Below are 16,789 nucleotides of genomic sequence, written 5' to 3'. Positions count from 1 at the left end.
TAACGCAAAATTCAACAAAAGTTGGTTTAAAACAAATTTATGCGCTTAATTCCAGTTTTAATTCTGCCATTAGTGGCGAAGGGAAGAGGCTTAACTCAAGCTCAAGTAATTGCTTAGTAAGTGCTTGATGAAATGATACTAAATTTTTTTCAACGGCTTCAGTGGTAGCCGCATCTTTGAATGCTTTGACTTGCCAACTACCATGGCTATTATAAATACCAAAATGATAAGTGAACTCAAAGCCTTTTTCAGTTGCAACTAATTTTAACCACCACCCCCAAAATTCACGTTTCTCAGGCGCAATACTCGCATTAATACAAACAACAAGGCTATCGAATATATAACAGCCATTGATACATTGTTTTTCGCGTAAATAAGGCCCCATTGCAGCAAATTTCTTTAAATACTTTCCATTTGAATAATCAGTCGGTAAAGCCATGTTAAGGATCTCCTTCTTGGGTAGACCCCTTTTTAACAAATGGGAAAAAATAAGCAAGATATTAAATATAATTAAAGTATTTTTGCTTTCAGCCAATTAGTAGTTTCACTTAGTGCCTTTTCAAAATTAGCAAAAACAGGCTGACTTGGTAGTATTATTGTATCTGCATCCATTGATGAACGCCGAATTAGATCCGATTCTGCTTTCGGACTATAGATATCATCTTTTAAGCTTACCGATAACATCGGAACTTTGCTTCTTTTTCCTAAAAGGCCCTGATTTTTAAGTGAATAACAACTCAATTCATGACGTAAAGCGGCACCATCAACCTGATAAATTCCCAAACGACTCGCGAACACATCCAAAACTACCCGAGGAATATCTTGTTGATATTTCTCTTCGTGCAATAAACTATGCACAATTGGACCTATGACAGCGACTGCTTTAATTTTTTCTGGGCACATATAAGCTAATCTTAAGGCTATATTGGCACCAAAGCGCATCCCGACGATACCGAAGCGGGTATGGTCAATCCATGCAATATCCTCAAGCTGGCGAACAATTTGCTCATGCAGTGTTGTTGTTTCTTGTGTCAATTTATGTTTTATCGAATAACCAATAGAAGGCATATCAAGCGTTAGCATCGCAATACCTAGTGGTTCGAGATAATCGCGAAAATAGCGACAAAAATCGATTTGTAAGCTGTCTAACATGCCGCAAATCATGACGGTAGGATAAGGCCCCTGACCGTGGGATGGGATATGTAAAAAGCCACAAACTTCTTTCCCATCATCCACTTTGAATGCAACTTTCTTTAACCGATATTCTGAAAATTTGGCAGCATTATCATAGGCTTTACACGCTAATAAAATAGCTTGGTCTGCTAGTTCATCCCCTTTAATAAAAGGGTATGCTGCAATACTGTATAAATTTGCGGCTCGCAACCATGCATTACCCGCGTCCGGCCCTTGCTCGAATTCCAAAGCTTTCTGTTGCCAGCGCATAGCCTGCTGTGACCATTCGAAGCACCAATTCCCACACCTATTACCAATGACGGTATCCAACTGGGTTTCATTACTGCGTGGCGCATCGGAAACTGCTATTCGGCTAAGTACCTCTTCAATTTCTAGTGCATCAATACCACGCCAAATCCAAATTAGCCGGTTGATCATACGATACCAGCCAACATGATGAGAACCACTTAGAACGCTATGAGCTTTTATCAGAGGAGTCGTTTCTGACGAGTAGGATACAAGTGTCGACGTTTCAACTTGTCTGACTCTAGGTTTGAAAAGTTTTTCTGAAAGGTTTTGCTGAGTCATCCCTATTTCCTTGTCTACCTGAGCTGAATTGTGCCAAAAAACCAAAAATAAGGGGAATGCAAAAATGCACTCCCCCCGAGATTATATCGCGTTTGACTCAAAAATTTTAGGTATTTATGTGTTATGCCTATGAGGAAAAACCCCAAAGGCTGTTAATGACAATCTATTACCAGAAAATAAGTTTAACTTCGATTTATTTGTCTTGTTCACACAATGGCTTTATAAAAGCAACGCCCATATCCCAAGGCTGCTCTATCCATGTGTCTTGCGGGATATCAACCACATAGTCATCAACTAATGGACGACCAGCTGGCTTAGCGAAGATAGTAACAAAGTGTGCTTTTGGATACATATCACGAATAGCTTGCGCTGTACCACCGGTATCGACCAAATCGTCAATGACGATATAGCCTTCGCCATCACCTTCAGCGCGCTTTATAATTTTTAATTCGCGTTGATTATCATGGTCATAGCTAGATATACATACGGTATCAACGTTACGAATGCCCAGTTCACGTGCAAGAAGCGCGCCTGGAACAAGACCACCACGGCTAACCGCGATAATACCGGTCCATTGTTCTACTGGTAATAAACGTTGTGCGAGTTTACGGGCATGTATTTGCAACATATCCCACGTTACGACATATTTTTCGCTCATAAAATTCGGGTCCCGACTGCTGAGTAAATCTGAAATGTGTCTTGCGGAAAAAAGGTTGCGCGAGATTATAGTGATTTGGCGCGTTAAAAACCAGTAAAAAGCATCATTCGCCATTAATTATTATCATTTACACTATCCATTCTTCAAAAGAAAGTGTTATCCTGAGATTATAAAAGATGCAGCCTTTAATTCGAAACTTCAGGCTGTTAGGTCATAATTACAGCAATATTCCTTTTAAAAATTGAAGCTGAAATTAACGTTGGTTGCCAATCAGTTCCTACATGGGTTATTCAGGATATTATTCCTAAATAGTTCAATTTGTAGCTAGGCGGCAAATGAGTAAATCCTTTGAGGATACATAAGTATATGCTTGGAGTTTACGAGTGAAGCCAACAATGCTACAGATTGAAATATAAAGGGAAAATAAAAGGAGAGAAACGTGTCTGAGCTAGCTACATTATCCCCCCAACCGCTATGGGACATCTTCGCTACCATCTGCTCTATTCCGCACCCTTCATATCATGAAGAAGCTTTAGCTGCGCATATTATCGACTGGTCAAAACAAAAAGGTTTTCATGTAGAACGCGACGAAGTTGGTAATATTTTGATCCGTAAACCTGCAACAACGGGTTACGAAAACCGCAAAGCAGTAGTCTTGCAAGCACACCTAGACATGGTGCCACAAAAAAATAATGACACCGTGCATGACTTTAAAACAGACCCAATCCGCCCATATGTTAATGGTGAATGGGTGACCGCTGAAGGTACAACTTTAGGCGCAGATAACGGTATTGGTTTAGCTTCTGCATTGGCGGTTCTGGCTGATGACAGTGTCGAGCATGGGCCTATGGAAGTTTTACTCACCATGACTGAAGAAGCTGGCATGGAAGGTGCGTTTGGTCTAAAAGCAGGTTGGCTACAGGCGGATATTCTGATTAACACCGACTCTGAAGAGGAAGGTGAGATCTATATGGGTTGTGCTGGAGGGGTTGATTTCACAACAACATTTGATCTACTGCGTGAACCTTTACCACAAGGTTATCAGACGTTTACTTTAACCCTAAAAGGGTTAAAAGGTGGTCACTCCGGTGGTGATGTTCACTTAGGCTTAGGTAATGCGAATAAATTACTCGCACGCTTCCTTGCTGGACATGCAGAAGACTTAAGCCTGAAATTGTTAGAATTTAGAGGCGGCACCGTACGTAATGCTATCCCACGTGAAGCGCATGCAATTATCTCTGTTCCGACAGAAAAAGTTGCTGAACTGACAGCATTAAGAGAACGCTACGAAGGTATTTTAAAGAATGAGTTAGCCGTTATAGAACCTAACCTTGTTCTACTCTTAGATGAAACACAAAGTGACTTGAAAGCACTGTCTGATGATTGCCAAAAACGTTTTACGTTCTTCTTAAATGCTGCACCTAATGGCGTAATTCGCATGAGTGATGTGGCTGTAGGTGTCGTAGAAACATCGCTTAATGAGGGCGTTGTTCGCATGACAGAAGACCAAGCGGAGGTTATCTTCCTTGTTCGCTCACTGATTGATAGTGGCAAAAACTATGTTGTTAACATGCTCACTTCTATTAGTAAATTAGCACAAGCACAGTACCGCGCTGAGGGGAGCTACCCAGGTTGGCAACCAGATGCCGATTCAGCCGTAATGCACTTAGTGAGTGAAACTTATAACAAGCTATTTGGTAAAATCCCAAATGTGATGGTGATCCACGCAGGCCTTGAGTGTGGCTTATTCAAAAAGCCTTACCCAGATATGGATATGGTTTCAATTGGGCCAACCATTCGTGGTGCTCACTCTCCTGATGAAAGAGTGCATATTGCAAGTGTTGGTGAATATTGGAAACTGTTGACCGCTGTTTTAAAAGCAATCCCGGTTAAAGGTTAAAACCTGATCATAACTGAAACATCTGCCATTCATTATGGTAGATGTTTTATTTATAGTTCTAATAACAATTGCCTTTCCAATTGAGGGCTTTGTAACATAACATGCAACCCAACTAATCGTACCCCTCGCTGTTCACGTCGATTAACCCAAACTTGTTTTGCCAACTGGACTAAATCTTGCTTATTAAGCATTGGGTAAACATGCTCTTGTGTTGTTTGTTGAAAATCATCAAATTTAAACTTTACGCCTTGGCGCGCAATGCGTAAATCAGGCTTCACTTTAGCTAAACGCAATTGCAGTTCATCATAAAGTTTATCTAATAATAAAAGGCAATCATTCCATTCATGAATATCTTCAGCAAGAGTCCGCTCAACACCAACGGATTTCCTTAGTCTATCTGGGTTTACAGGCCGTTCATCGATACCGTGACAACGCTCCCATAGTACCTGCCCAAACTTCCCCATGCTTTTAATCAGTGTAACAACGTCATAGTTTTGCACATCAGCACAAGTCGTTAGCCCCATATCTGCTAGCTTTTGTGCGGTGACTTTTCCCACTCCCGGAATTTTTCTTAGTGGTAAAGTCAGAATGAATTGATCAATATTTTGCGGGGTGATCACAAATTGCCCATTTGGTTTATTCATATCAGAGGCGATTTTAGCAAGGAACTTGATAGGGGCAATCCCCGCTGAGGCTGTCAATTGTAATTCATCAAAAATTTGCTGACGAATTGCCTCTGCGATTAACGTAGCTGAACCATGTAATTGTGAGCAGTCAGTCACATCAAGATAAGCTTCATCGAGGGAAAGCGGCTCGATTAAATCTGTATATCGCGCAAAAATCTTACGTATATGAATGGACGTTTCTTTATATAACGCCATTCTCCCTGAAACGACTTTAAGTTGAGGGCAAAGCCTTAGAGCAATAGCGGTAGACATGGCACTATGTACGCCATAACGACGAGCTTCATAGTTTGCGGTGCTGATCACACCACGGCGATCGGCACTTCCTCCTACCGCAATAGGGATACTACGCAAGCTTGGGTCATCACGCATTTCGATGGCTGCATAAAAGCAATCCATATCAATATGTATAATTTTACGCACAAGTTAGCCCACACAATCAATCAACTGATTAAATATACAGTATTATTATTAGCCGTGCAATCTGGGCCTATTCGCTGACATCAATTCTAAAATAGCAGATAACCTAATGATAATAAAAATAATTAATATTATTGAAATAATAGTCTGCCACACTATATAACAGCATTTGTTATTTAAAGTTTGTCTTAAAAACAATCGTAAATACTTACTTTACCGTGAAAATGTAATAAAACAGATGCGTCCTTTTCACTCATTATATTTTATAAAAAATTCTTTTATGGATGATACCTATGGCAATTCTATCAACATCAAAATATGTTAAAACTATGGCGTCAGTTATTCTACTTCTTGCAAGTCAAACTGCTTTAGCATTATCACCACAAATTGTTGCACACAGAGCCGGTACTGCTGATGCACCGGAAAATACTATTTATGCAATTGATTTAGCAAAAGAAAATAAAGCCGATGCTATTTGGCTAACAGTACAATTAAGTAAAGATAATCAATTAGTTTTGTATCGCCCAAGTGATTTAGACTCGTTAACAGAAAAAAAAGGGCCAGTATCTGCTTATACCGCAGAGCAATTAAGTCATATCAATGCTGCCTATAAGTTTAGTAAAAAACATAACCAACAATTCCCTTTGCAAAAAACAACAATTAATACATTAGAAGCTGTTCTACAGAAATACCCTAATACCACTTTCTATATTGACTTAAAATCCCCTGATGCCGACCCTGCTCAGCAAGCACAAGCTATCCTTACATTATTAAATAAGACTAAGGCATTTAAACAAGTCCGTTTTTATTCAACTAATGATGCCTTTCTAACGGCATTAAAGTCTCTTTCACCTCAATTCCAATTATTTGAAAGCCGTGATGAAACAAGAACAATGCTAGCGAATAGTGTTATGAGTCGCCAATGCCCTATAGAAAATGATAAAGATAATACTCGCTGGTATGGTTTCGAGCTTCATCGTAAAGTTGAAGTTGTTGAAAAGTATACTTTAGGTGAAGCTCGTTCACCTGCAACCTTATCATGGGATAAAAACGCTATCGATTGTTTTAGAAAAAATGGTAAAGCGTATATTATTGTATTTGGTGTCAATAACGAAAAAGACTATCAACTCGCAAAAGAAATTGGTGTTGATGCCGTAATGGTTGATTCCCCAAAAAACTTCAAAAAATAATCTAATAATTAAGCTATTTTATTTTGAATTATGTTTAATCAAATAAATTAGCTTAATTTCCTTACCTAAACTACCTCCTATTTTATTTTTATAACACTTTAATGTTAATCATTATTTACATCTACTTTAAATAAAACCAATATTAAAAAGTGCAATATTTTCTTGACTTCTATTTTTAGAAAAAATTAAAAATACCAGTTTATAATAATACTATTTTTTATTTAAACTACTAATTTAATTTCAATAATTACCTTTAAAAACTAACTAGCCCTATTCTTACAAAATGACCTTTCATTATAAATATCAAGAGGATAAAATGTCCAAATCAAAAGGAACAATCTCTATTGAAAATAAATGGGATGAAGACTTTAAAAAAGTCGAAATTATTTATCAAAGCAGTGAAGATGATGTAGATAAGGCTTTTATTACCTATAATATAAGGGCTCAACAAACGCATAATGATGTATTTGATATCGAATACTCATCCACGGGGAAAAGTTCATGGATAGGAACAGTTACCACTTCTAGCGGCCAAAAATGGAGTAGTGGAAGTCCCCTAAAATGTAATGCAAACAAAGCCGAGAATTGCAAAATTATCATTAAATTTGATGGATACCGTAAAGAAATGGGTGTCATATATACCCCAAAAAATTCATGCCATAAGAAAATGAGTCAACTAAAATCTATATAATAAAATAGAAGAATAATGCTGTTTAAATATTATACGAATAGTATATTCGGCTATTATTGCTGTCATTGACACTAGAAATAAAACCGCATTGATATACCTTAACTCCCTTCCATTATAGCTAGTTATACGACAAAAATGCGGATACCGTTTTAACTGGCTAATGCTATAAAAAAACCTTAGCCATATACTTTATATGGCTAAGGTTTAGAAAACAGATAGATTAAATACTAAAGTATGCGGTTTTTTTCCAGCATCTTTTGGCGAGCTTCTTCACGTGCCATGCGTTTTTTGCGGGCGTCACAAGGCTCAGGGCAATCGCATACTTTATCAACCCCGATACTACTTAAGCCGCCACAACTACCTTGAATACTTTTACGCTTGAAAATATACCCAAGAGACATTCCTAAAAACGCCAGCAAAAACAGTGCAAAGGCGGCAATAAAAATATTTAGCATTCCTTTATCCTCCCCGAATTACTGCTTCTTGGTTAAAAATGGTTCGAATGCTTTAGTATAACGCTCTTCAAAACCTTTATCTGTCTTAACAATCATAAAAACAGGAATATTCATTTTCTCAGCTAAGGCAAAGCCAGCTTCAGGCCCTAGCACATTTAGCCCTGTTGATAGCCCATCGGCACTCATACAGTTATCTGCAATAACCGTAATAGAAACTAGATTATGGGTAATCGGTCGCCCTGATTTTGGGTCAATAGTATGAGAAAAACGAACTCCATCCTGTTCAAAATAGTTACGGTAATCCCCAGAGGTTGCAATTGAGCTATCTCCAGGCTCGATAACTTCTTGCACTGTTTGGCTTACACCATCTGCCGCAGGTTTTTCAATGGCAATACGCCAAGGCGCCTCTTTACCATTGGTACCTTTAGTGCGCACTTCACCACCAATATCAACCATGTAGTTGTTGATACCCGCTGACTCTAAGTATTCAGCAACAACGTCTACACCATAGCCTTTCGCAATTGATGAAAGATCTACATATAGTTCAGGAATGGTTTTGACTAGGTTATTGTCTTGAACGGATAATTTGTCAATCCCTACCCATGCTCTGCGCTTGGCCAATTCTTCATCTGAAGGGGCTTTAGTGACTCTCCCTTCTGGGCCAAACCCCCATAAGTTAACTAAAGGCCCAACAGTTACATCTAAAGAGCCATCTGTGATTTTATTAATCTCAATAGCTTTTTTAACAACTGTTGCAGTTGCTGCGGAGACAGGGAATGGTGTATTTATGTCTTTAGACTGGTTAAAACGACTTAACTCAGAGTCAGGTCGGTAAGTTGACATCTGGTCATTAACTTCTTCTAAGCGCTTATCTATCTCAGCTTGAATCGCTTCAGGTTTTGCCCCTGAAGAATCCGTAACATATTTAACCGAGTAATAAGTGCCCATTGTTTGTCCCTGAAGATTTTGTTGCTCTGGCCCACCACAAGCAGCAAGAAACAGGGTCGCGACAAACAGAAGTATTGGGGTATAAATTCTTTTACTTAGCATCGTTTTCTCCGCGTCAATCATGAGCGAGTCTGTAGAAGTCGCTCAGACTATTAACACACTTTACATCGTCACCCATGCAGAGAATGTTTCAGTCAAAATAATTATTAACTTACTAATTACCAATTAGATAATTAGTAATTAGCCATCATTGTTAAATTACAAAGAGGGAAGTAGCTTCCCTCTTTAAAGTGTTATCACTGTACTAACCTTGTTAAGTACAATAAACCTAATAACTTAACCACCAAAGTCATCTAGTAAGATGTTTTCATCTTCAACACCAAGGTCTTTAAGCATCTTAATTACAGCAGCATTCATCATTGGAGGCCCACACATATAGAACTCACAATCCTCTGGTGCTGGGTGATCTTTTAAGTAATTGTCATACAGAACATTATGGATAAAGCCGGTATAACCATCCCAGTTATCCTCTGGTAAAGGATCTGAAAGTGCAATATTCCATGTAAAGTTTTCGTGTTCCGCGGCAAGTTGGTCAAAATCTTCTGTATAGAACATTTCGCGAACTGAACGAGCCCCATACCAGAAACTAATTTTACGCTTAGAATTTAAACGGCGCAATTGGTCAAATATGTGGGAACGCATTGGCGCCATACCCGCACCACCACCGATAAACACCATTTCAGCTTCAGTTTCTTTTGCAAAGAACTCACCAAATGGACCGGAAATTGTCACTTTATCCCCTGGTTTTAATGACCAAATATAAGAGGACATAATTCCTGGTGGAACATCTGGGTTACGTGGCGGAGGCGTTGCTATCCGCACGTTTAACATAATAATGCCGTATTCTTCAGGGTAGTTGGCCATTGAATAGGCACGTACAGTAGGCTCTTTAACCTCTGAAACATAACGGAATAGGTTAAATTTATCCCAGTCTTCACGATACTCTTCAGGTACATCGAAATCTTCATATTTAACAATATGTTCAGGGCATTCAATTTGAATAAAACCACCGGCACGGAAAGGAACAACCTCCCCTTCTGGTATCTTCAATCTCAGCTCTTTAATGAAAGTGGCTTTATTGTCATTAGAAATAACTTCGCACTCCCACTTTTTCACACCAAAGATTTCTTCTGGAAGCTCAATTTTTAAATCTTGCTTAACGTTAACCTGACAAGCTAAACGACAACCTTCTTTTGCTTCTCGCTTATTAATGTGGGAAAGTTCTGTCGGCAGAATATCACCACCACCCTCTTTGATTGTCACACGGCACTGGCCGCATGAACCACCACCACCACAAGCAGATGAAACAAAAATACCTTGGTTAGATAGCATACCTAACAGCTTATCGCCAGCTGGAGCCTCAAAGCTTTTGTCAGGGTCGCCATTTACTTCAACTTTGATGTTCCCTGTATTGACTAACTTGGATTTTGCAAACAGGATTAAGCCTGTAAGCACCAAGACAATCAGGGTAAACATCACTACACCTAAAATAATAATTTCCATGAATTCTTCTCGCCTTTATAGCTGCACACCGGAGAAGGACATAAAGCCCAATGCCATCAAGCCGGTTGTCACAAAGGTGATACCTAACCCTTTTAGACCCGCTGGAATATCTGAGTACTTCATTTTCTCACGGATAGCTGCCAACAAGACAATGGCAAGCATCCAACCGATCCCCGAGCCAAACCCATACACTATCGATTCGCTAAAGTTATAATCGCGTTGAGCCATGAAAGAAACACCACCGAAAATTGCACAGTTAACAGTAATCAATGGCAAGAAGATACCAAGTGCGTTATACAGTGATGGGAAGTAACGATCCAAAATCATCTCAAGGATCTGAACCAATGCAGCAATAACACCGATAAAGGTGATGAAGTTCAAAAAGGATAAATCAATACCCTCTGCTATTGCCCCATCACGCAACACTAAGTTATACACCAAGTTATTAGCTGGAACAGAGATACCAAGAACGACAGTTACTGCGATCCCCAGTCCAAAGGCTGTTTTAACATTCTTTGAAACAGCGAGAAAAGTACACATACCTAAAAAGAATGCTAACGCCATATTTTCAATAAAAATGGATTTAACAAATAGGCTAATATAGTGTTCCATGTGATTAGTCCTTCTCTACCTGAGCTGGTTTCAGGATACGTAGTCCCCAAATCAGCATACCGATGATAAAGAATGCACTTGGCGCGAGGAGGAACAAGCCATTAGGCATGTACCAGCCACCGTTTTGCAGTGATTCAAAGACAGTGATACCAAACAGTTTGCCGGAGCCAAATAATTCCCTAAAGAAACCGACTAATACAAGGATCACACCATAGCCAAGACCATTACCGATACCATCCATAAAGCTTTCTATTGGTGGCGCTTTCATTGCATAAGCTTCAGCACGCCCCATTACGATACAGTTAGTAATAATCAAACCAACGAATACTGAAAGTTGCTTTGATATTTCATAGGCATACGCACGTAAAATTTGGTCAACCACGATGACGAGAGAAGCGATGATTGCCATCTGTACAATAATACGCACACTGCTTGGAATATAATTTCTAATCAGTGAAATAAAGAAGTTAGAAAATGCCGTAACTAATGTTACCGCAATGGTCATAACCAATGCTGTTTCTAACTTAGTTGTTACTGCTAATGCAGAACAGACCCCCAGTATTTGCAAAGCAATTGGGTTGTTATCTAATAGTGGTCCAAGTAGGACGCGTTTTATTTCTTTTGAATCAGCCATTATTCAGCGCTCCTTCACGTACTTTTTTCAGGAACGGACCAAAGCCGTTATCCCCTAACCAAAAATCAAACATATGTTGAATTCCGTTTGACGTTAGGGTTGCACCTGAAAGGCCATCGATACCGTATGGGCTATCTGTGGCACCACCACGTACGATTTTAATTGCCGGAATACCCTGTTCATTGAACAGTTTTTTACCCGGCCATTGGGCTTTCCATTGTGGGTTATCGACTTCGCCACCTAAACCTGGTGTTTCACCATGCGAGTAGTAAGTGATACCGCGTGAGGTTACCCCATCAACATCGATTGCCACAAACGCATACATTACAGACCACAAACCTGAACCATAAACAGGTAAAATAATTTGTGATACTTTGCCGGCATCATCTTTCACTAAATAGATTTCAGCACTATTGGCGCGACGGCGAATTTTTGCGATATCCTCTGCTGGAGAAAGGGCAATACTGGTTTCATCGCTACGTAGCTCAGCATTTAGGTCATAACGGCTAGTGCTGTCAGATAGTTCATTCGTTTTGAAATTCAAAAGCTTAGGTTCGATGCGCTCCCCATAAATTTTTTGGATTTCTTCTGCGGTCATTTTAGGCTGCATTAAACCTGCCACGCTTAAAATATTACGCTGAGTATCTAACTGAATTTGTTCTTGCTGCTTCGGCTTCAAACCAACTGCAGCACCTGCGACAACAACAGAACAAACTAGACAAAGGATAAAAATAACTAGAAATGTTCTACCGACGCTATCTTTATTAATTGGTTTATCATTAGCCACGAGCTTTTCTCCGCTTAATATTTGCTTGAACGACCAGATAGTCAAACAAAGGAGCAAACAGGTTGGCGAACAGAATAGCCAGCATCATCCCTTCAGGATAAGCCGGATTTACTACCCTGATAAGTACACACATTACGCCGATCAGAATGCCATATGCCCATTTACCTTTATCAGTGAATGAAGCGGATACTGGGTCTGTCGCCATAAAAATCATACCAAATGCAAAGCCACCCAGAACCATATGCCACCACCAAGGCATGGCAAATAACGGATTGGTGTCTGAACCAATAGCATTAAATAGGTAAGACATGGCAATCATACCAACCATGACACCCGCCACAATACGCCATGATGCAATGCGGAAGAACATGATGAGTGCGCCACCAATAAACAACATCAGCGTCGAAACTTCACCGATCGAGCCTGGCATATTACCTAAGAACGCTTGCATCCAAGTGATAGGCTCACTTGTTACTGTGTTCATTAGCGCGTGTTCGCCACCTGAAGCCCACTGTGATAATGGAGTTGCTCCCGAGAAACCATCCGCTGCAGTCCAAACCAAGTCACCGGAGATTTGAGCAGGGTAAGCAAAGAATAAAAATGCACGACCCGCTAACGCAGGGTTTAAGAAGTTACGCCCTGTACCACCGAATATTTCCTTAGCAATCACGACACCGAAGGTAATACCAAGAGCCGCTTGCCATAAAGGAATTGTTGGAGGCACAATCAAAGCAAACAAGATAGAGGTTATAAAGAAGCCTTCGTTGATTTCATGACCACGGATCATGGCAAACAACACTTCCCAGAACCCACCGACAAGGAAAACAACGGCATAAATAGGAAGAAAATAAACTGCACCAAGCAGCATTTTACTTCCCCAACCAGCATCCATTGACAGCGAGGCACCTAAAAATTGTGCCAAACTATAATGCCAGTCACTCGCGAGTACTTGCTGTAGCTCTGCTCCACTATACAGTTGATGAAGTGCAGGGATAGCTTGGTTGCCTACGTTGTACATCCCCCAGAACATTGCAGGGAAAACAGCAAGCCAGACTAAAATCATCATGCGCTTCAGGTCAATAGTGTCCCTGACATGAGAACGACCTTTCGTCACCGTTCCCGGTGTATAGAACACTGTAGAAACTGCTTCATACAATGCATAGTATTTAGCGAGTTTTCCACCGGGCTCAAAATGGTGTTCATACTTTTCAAATAAATTTTTCAGACCCATGGAATCACCCTTCTAGCTCAATCTTGGTCAGAACATCACGTAATACAGGACCATACTCGTACTTCGCTGGGCAAACATAGGTACATAAACCTAAATCTTCTTCGTCCAACTCTAAACAGCCCAATTCTTGTGATGTATCGGTATCTCCAGCGAGGAGATCGCGCAACAAATGAGTGATCATGATGTCAAGAGGCATAACACGCTCATAGTTACCAATTGGTACCATTGAACGCTCACCGCCGTTCATTGTTGTCGTAAAATTAAAGCGCTTATTTTTCAGGAAATGCCCGATCGTAGTACGAGTGATCGTAAATTTATTAACACCAGGCATAATCCAGCCAAATAGTTCTTTATCGCGACCTTCGGCTAATACAGAGACTTGATTGTGAAAACGACCAAGATAATGATGGGTATCATCACAAGTTACGCCCCAAAGGACAGAGCCTGAAATAATACGGTTTTCGCCCGCTTTAAGCTGGCCTTGAGTTAATTCATATAAATCAGCGCCAAGGCAAGTGCGTAATAAACGCGGCTTTTCAACCTGTGGCCCTGCCAATGAAACGATACGGTCAGTATAAAGCTGCCCAGTGACAAACAGCTTACCAATCGCAATAACGTCTTGGTAATTAAGGCTCCATACCTTTTTCTTGATGCTTACTGGCTCCAAGAAATGGATATGAGTCCCCGCTAACCCAGCAGGATGAGGACCCGCAAACTGGGTGTATGAAATCTGGCTATGAGCCTCAACTTTTGGTAAATCCCCCTCTCCATGACATACATGGATTTTACCTTCTGTTAAATGGCTAAGGACTAATAACCCATCGTTAAATGCCTGTTCTTGTTCACGAATAACCAAAACGGCATCAGCAGCAAGAGGGTTTGTGTCCATTGCAGTAACAAAAATAGCGCTAGGTGAAGAACCTGGTTGTGGCGAACGACTAAATGGACGCGTTCTTAAAGAGGTCCACAAACCTGATTTAATCAGATTATCTTCGACTTGTTCTCTGGTTAATGCAGATAACTCAGTACGAGTATAAGCTGCAAAGTTTTCCTGTTCATCACCGTCAATTTCAATGACAACAGATTGAAGCACACGACGCTCACCACGATGAATAGCAACAATTTTACCACAGGCTGGACTTGTAAAAACAACCCCCGGATTCTTTTTATCTTCAAAAAGAACCTGCCCTTTTATGACACGTTCACCTTCTTTAACCAGCATCGAAGGACGCATTCCGACATATTCTTCACCTAGCACAGCTACGTGTTGAATTTTCGGGCCGTCTTCTATCACTTGGGCTGGCTCACCTGCGATGGGAAGGTTAAGGCCTTTTTTAATTTTAATCATAAGATCTGCACAAGTTTATCAGTTAAACCCTAAGCTAACGATTCAGCAATGAATGATAGCGACTCAGTAATAAAAACAGCTCAAGCCACTTTCGCCACTTAAGCAGGTATTTTCACATAATTGTTACTAAATTTTTTCTTCTGCCGGACGTAATTTTATCAGTTCCCACTCACTATGTCCGTCTATAGAAGTGACATAGTTCAAGCAAATTGCATTAATATTTAAATTTTTCTGTTAACAATTCGAAATTGCCGAACTATAACATCACCTTTATCGATTGCTGATTACTATTTAACCGATAAAGATTCATCTAAAAACTATTAACAAGCTATATTAATTTTCTATTTACTCGTCTAAAATGCATAAATTCTGTATTCTTTTTAATCAGTGAAAACTTCTACATTTGGCCTTAGTATGAAATTAAGTAAATTTTTTAGTGCAATTTTTCCATTTGTACTCATATATCCACCTGTAATTCAGGCGAGCAACTCTTCATTTATACTTAAGAATAATGCTTTGGATAATCAAAATTCATCTATTTTTATTCAAATATTTAAGCAAGAGGGTTTACTCGAACTCTATCAAAAAACCCCTTCTGGAAAATATAAGCTGACCAAAACTTACCCAATTTGTAAGTTTTCTGGGGGCCTTGGCCCGAAAAAAATAGAAGGAGACCTCAAAAGCCCTGAGGGATTTTATCAAATTACCGCAGAACAGCTCAACCCAAATAGTCGGTATTACCGATCTATCAATATTGGATTCCCTAATGAATACGATAAAGCACAAGGTTACAGCGGTAGTTACCTAATGATCCATGGCAGTTGCGTTTCTGTAGGATGCTATGCCATGACAGATAAATATATGGGTGAAATTTATCAAACCGTCGAAACTGCCTTATTAAATGGCCAGCCAACCATCAATGTCAGCATCTACCCATTTAAGATGACAAATGAAAATATGACGCGCTACAGAAACTCAAGTCACTATTCATTTTGGAAACAGCTACAGCCTGCTTACGAATACTTTAACCAAACAGGAAGACCCGCAGAAATTTCAGTGACATTAGGTAAATACGCGGTAGTTAGCTTACCAGATACCCCAACGAAATTATTAGGATCTAAATCACAATATGCGCTCACCAAGATGGAATAATACAAAGTTACCTGGCTCGATCCGCTGCCAATTTTCATTTCCCGTTAAAGGTTGAGTTGCAATAACAGAAACAATATCAGTGGGTGTGGTGCATTGCTCGAAATCAATTTCAATATCTTGATCTAATAATTTCGCTTTACCAAAGGGTGCTCTACGCGTCAACCAATGTAAATTCGTTGAACTAAACGCCATCAAATATTGCCCATCAGAGAGCAACATATTAAACACCCCTTTATGACGTAGCTGATCCGCCAATGTCGCGACAAAACGAAACACGCTTTTCCAATTGGAGGGTTTTCGTGGGTACTTTTCACTTAACTGATGTAAAATCCAGCAAAATATCCATTCGCTATCAGTTTCACCGATAGGCCAATAACGCCCTGTTTTCAATGAACGATAGCCCTTTAATTGGCCATTATGAGCATAAGTCCAATTGCGCCCCCACAATTCACGCGTAAAGGGATGTGTATTGACTAATGATACATCACCTTGATTTGCTTGCCGAATATGCGCAACAATCGTTTCTGATTTAATAGGATATTCCTGCACAAAGCGGGCAACGGGTGATAAAAAACTTGGTTGAGGATCTTTAAATGTGCGACATCCCAAGCCTTCATAGAACGTAATTCCCCAGCCATCTTTGTGTGGACCGGTATGCCCACCTCGAGAAATTAACCCACTAAGACTAAACGTAATATCAGTTGGAACATTGGCACTCATGCCAAGTAACTCACACATTTAAAGGCTCCTAAACCG

Annotated in this window: 17 protein-coding genes; 4 read left to right on the top strand and 13 right to left on the bottom strand. The window is 39.9% G+C overall.

Translation table 11 applies throughout. From position 1 onward, the window contains the following. Positions 1–37 precede the first annotated feature (37 nt). From crl to gpt, 3 genes are all read right to left on the bottom strand, one after another. Positions 38–439 carry a sigma factor-binding protein Crl gene (gene crl / locus ACIPUA_RS16980; RefSeq protein ID WP_042848695.1) on the bottom strand — a complete coding sequence of 134 codons (402 nt, stop codon included), beginning with the start codon at positions 437–439 and terminating at the stop codon, positions 38–40. Positions 440–510: 71 nt separating this feature from the next. Next, complete coding sequence (gene frsA, locus ACIPUA_RS16975; RefSeq protein WP_449059890.1) at positions 511–1,761, bottom strand: esterase FrsA; 1,251 nt, start codon at positions 1,759–1,761, stop codon at positions 511–513. Between the two features lie 193 nt (positions 1,762–1,954). After that, positions 1,955–2,419, bottom strand: coding sequence for a xanthine phosphoribosyltransferase (gpt, locus tag ACIPUA_RS16970; RefSeq protein ID WP_042848748.1), 465 nt, complete (start codon positions 2,417–2,419; stop codon positions 1,955–1,957). Between the two features lie 439 nt (positions 2,420–2,858). Here gpt and pepD point away from each other — a divergent pair, with 439 nt between their 5' ends. After that, positions 2,859–4,319: a beta-Ala-His dipeptidase gene (gene pepD / locus ACIPUA_RS16965; RefSeq protein WP_042848697.1), complete on the top strand. Its 1,461-nt coding sequence runs from the start codon at positions 2,859–2,861 to the stop codon at positions 4,317–4,319. A 50-nt stretch (positions 4,320–4,369) separates the two neighbouring features. On the opposite strand, the gene dinB is transcribed toward pepD, so the two are convergent. Further along, positions 4,370–5,425, bottom strand: coding sequence for a DNA polymerase IV (gene dinB / locus ACIPUA_RS16960; RefSeq protein ID WP_042848698.1), 1,056 nt, complete (start codon positions 5,423–5,425; stop codon positions 4,370–4,372). 290 nt (positions 5,426–5,715) lie between these two features. Between dinB and ACIPUA_RS16955 the strand changes: the two genes are divergently transcribed. After that, positions 5,716–6,612 (top strand): glycerophosphodiester phosphodiesterase family protein, encoded by an 897-nt coding sequence (locus ACIPUA_RS16955; protein ID WP_048608232.1) that lies wholly within the window; start codon positions 5,716–5,718, stop codon positions 6,610–6,612. Between the two features lie 316 nt (positions 6,613–6,928). Continuing rightward, on the top strand, positions 6,929–7,303 hold the full coding sequence (locus ACIPUA_RS16950) for a hypothetical protein (RefSeq protein WP_042848700.1): 375 nt from the start codon (positions 6,929–6,931) through the stop codon (positions 7,301–7,303). 227 nt (positions 7,304–7,530) lie between these two features. Here the strand turns inward: ACIPUA_RS16950 and nqrM are convergent, their stop codons facing one another. The 8 genes from nqrM to ACIPUA_RS16910 form a co-directional block, all read right to left on the bottom strand. Next, positions 7,531–7,758: a (Na+)-NQR maturation NqrM gene (nqrM, locus tag ACIPUA_RS16945; protein ID WP_042848701.1), complete on the bottom strand. Its 228-nt coding sequence runs from the start codon at positions 7,756–7,758 to the stop codon at positions 7,531–7,533. A gap of 18 nt (positions 7,759–7,776) precedes the next feature. Further along, positions 7,777–8,808, bottom strand: a complete 1,032-nt coding sequence (locus ACIPUA_RS16940) for an FAD:protein FMN transferase (RefSeq protein WP_042848702.1) — start codon at positions 8,806–8,808, stop codon at positions 7,777–7,779. A gap of 234 nt (positions 8,809–9,042) precedes the next feature. After that, positions 9,043–10,269 (bottom strand): NADH:ubiquinone reductase (Na(+)-transporting) subunit F, encoded by a 1,227-nt coding sequence (nqrF, locus tag ACIPUA_RS16935; RefSeq protein WP_042848703.1) that lies wholly within the window; start codon positions 10,267–10,269, stop codon positions 9,043–9,045. A gap of 15 nt (positions 10,270–10,284) precedes the next feature. Next, positions 10,285–10,881: an NADH:ubiquinone reductase (Na(+)-transporting) subunit E gene (gene nqrE, locus ACIPUA_RS16930; RefSeq protein WP_042848704.1), complete on the bottom strand. Its 597-nt coding sequence runs from the start codon at positions 10,879–10,881 to the stop codon at positions 10,285–10,287. A 4-nt stretch (positions 10,882–10,885) separates the two neighbouring features. Then, positions 10,886–11,515, bottom strand: coding sequence for an NADH:ubiquinone reductase (Na(+)-transporting) subunit D (locus tag ACIPUA_RS16925; protein WP_042848705.1), 630 nt, complete (start codon positions 11,513–11,515; stop codon positions 10,886–10,888). Next, on the bottom strand, positions 11,508–12,302 hold the full coding sequence (locus ACIPUA_RS16920) for a Na(+)-translocating NADH-quinone reductase subunit C (RefSeq protein WP_071547816.1): 795 nt from the start codon (positions 12,300–12,302) through the stop codon (positions 11,508–11,510). Before ACIPUA_RS16920 ends, ACIPUA_RS16925 begins: the two co-directional genes overlap by 8 nt. Beyond that, positions 12,295–13,533 carry an NADH:ubiquinone reductase (Na(+)-transporting) subunit B gene (locus tag ACIPUA_RS16915; protein ID WP_042848707.1) on the bottom strand — a complete coding sequence of 413 codons (1,239 nt, stop codon included), beginning with the start codon at positions 13,531–13,533 and terminating at the stop codon, positions 12,295–12,297. Before ACIPUA_RS16915 ends, ACIPUA_RS16920 begins: the two co-directional genes overlap by 8 nt. Before the next feature lie 4 nt (positions 13,534–13,537). Next, positions 13,538–14,881, bottom strand: coding sequence for a Na(+)-translocating NADH-quinone reductase subunit A (locus ACIPUA_RS16910; RefSeq protein ID WP_042848708.1), 1,344 nt, complete (start codon positions 14,879–14,881; stop codon positions 13,538–13,540). A gap of 414 nt (positions 14,882–15,295) precedes the next feature. Here ACIPUA_RS16910 and ACIPUA_RS16905 point away from each other — a divergent pair, with 414 nt between their 5' ends. Further along, positions 15,296–16,033: a L,D-transpeptidase family protein gene (locus tag ACIPUA_RS16905; RefSeq protein WP_042848709.1), complete on the top strand. Its 738-nt coding sequence runs from the start codon at positions 15,296–15,298 to the stop codon at positions 16,031–16,033. Here ACIPUA_RS16905 and ACIPUA_RS16900 read toward each other — a convergent pair. Beyond that, a complete protein-coding gene (locus ACIPUA_RS16900) occupies positions 16,004–16,771 on the bottom strand; it encodes a class II glutamine amidotransferase (RefSeq protein ID WP_042848710.1) in 768 nt (255 codons plus the stop codon). The genes ACIPUA_RS16905 and ACIPUA_RS16900 overlap by 30 nt on opposite strands. Between the last annotated feature and the right edge of the window lie 18 nt (positions 16,772–16,789).

The sequence above is a fragment of the Providencia sp. AGC89 genome, from assembly GCF_053543535.1.
This window is presented reverse-complemented; position numbering and strand designations above follow the sequence as displayed.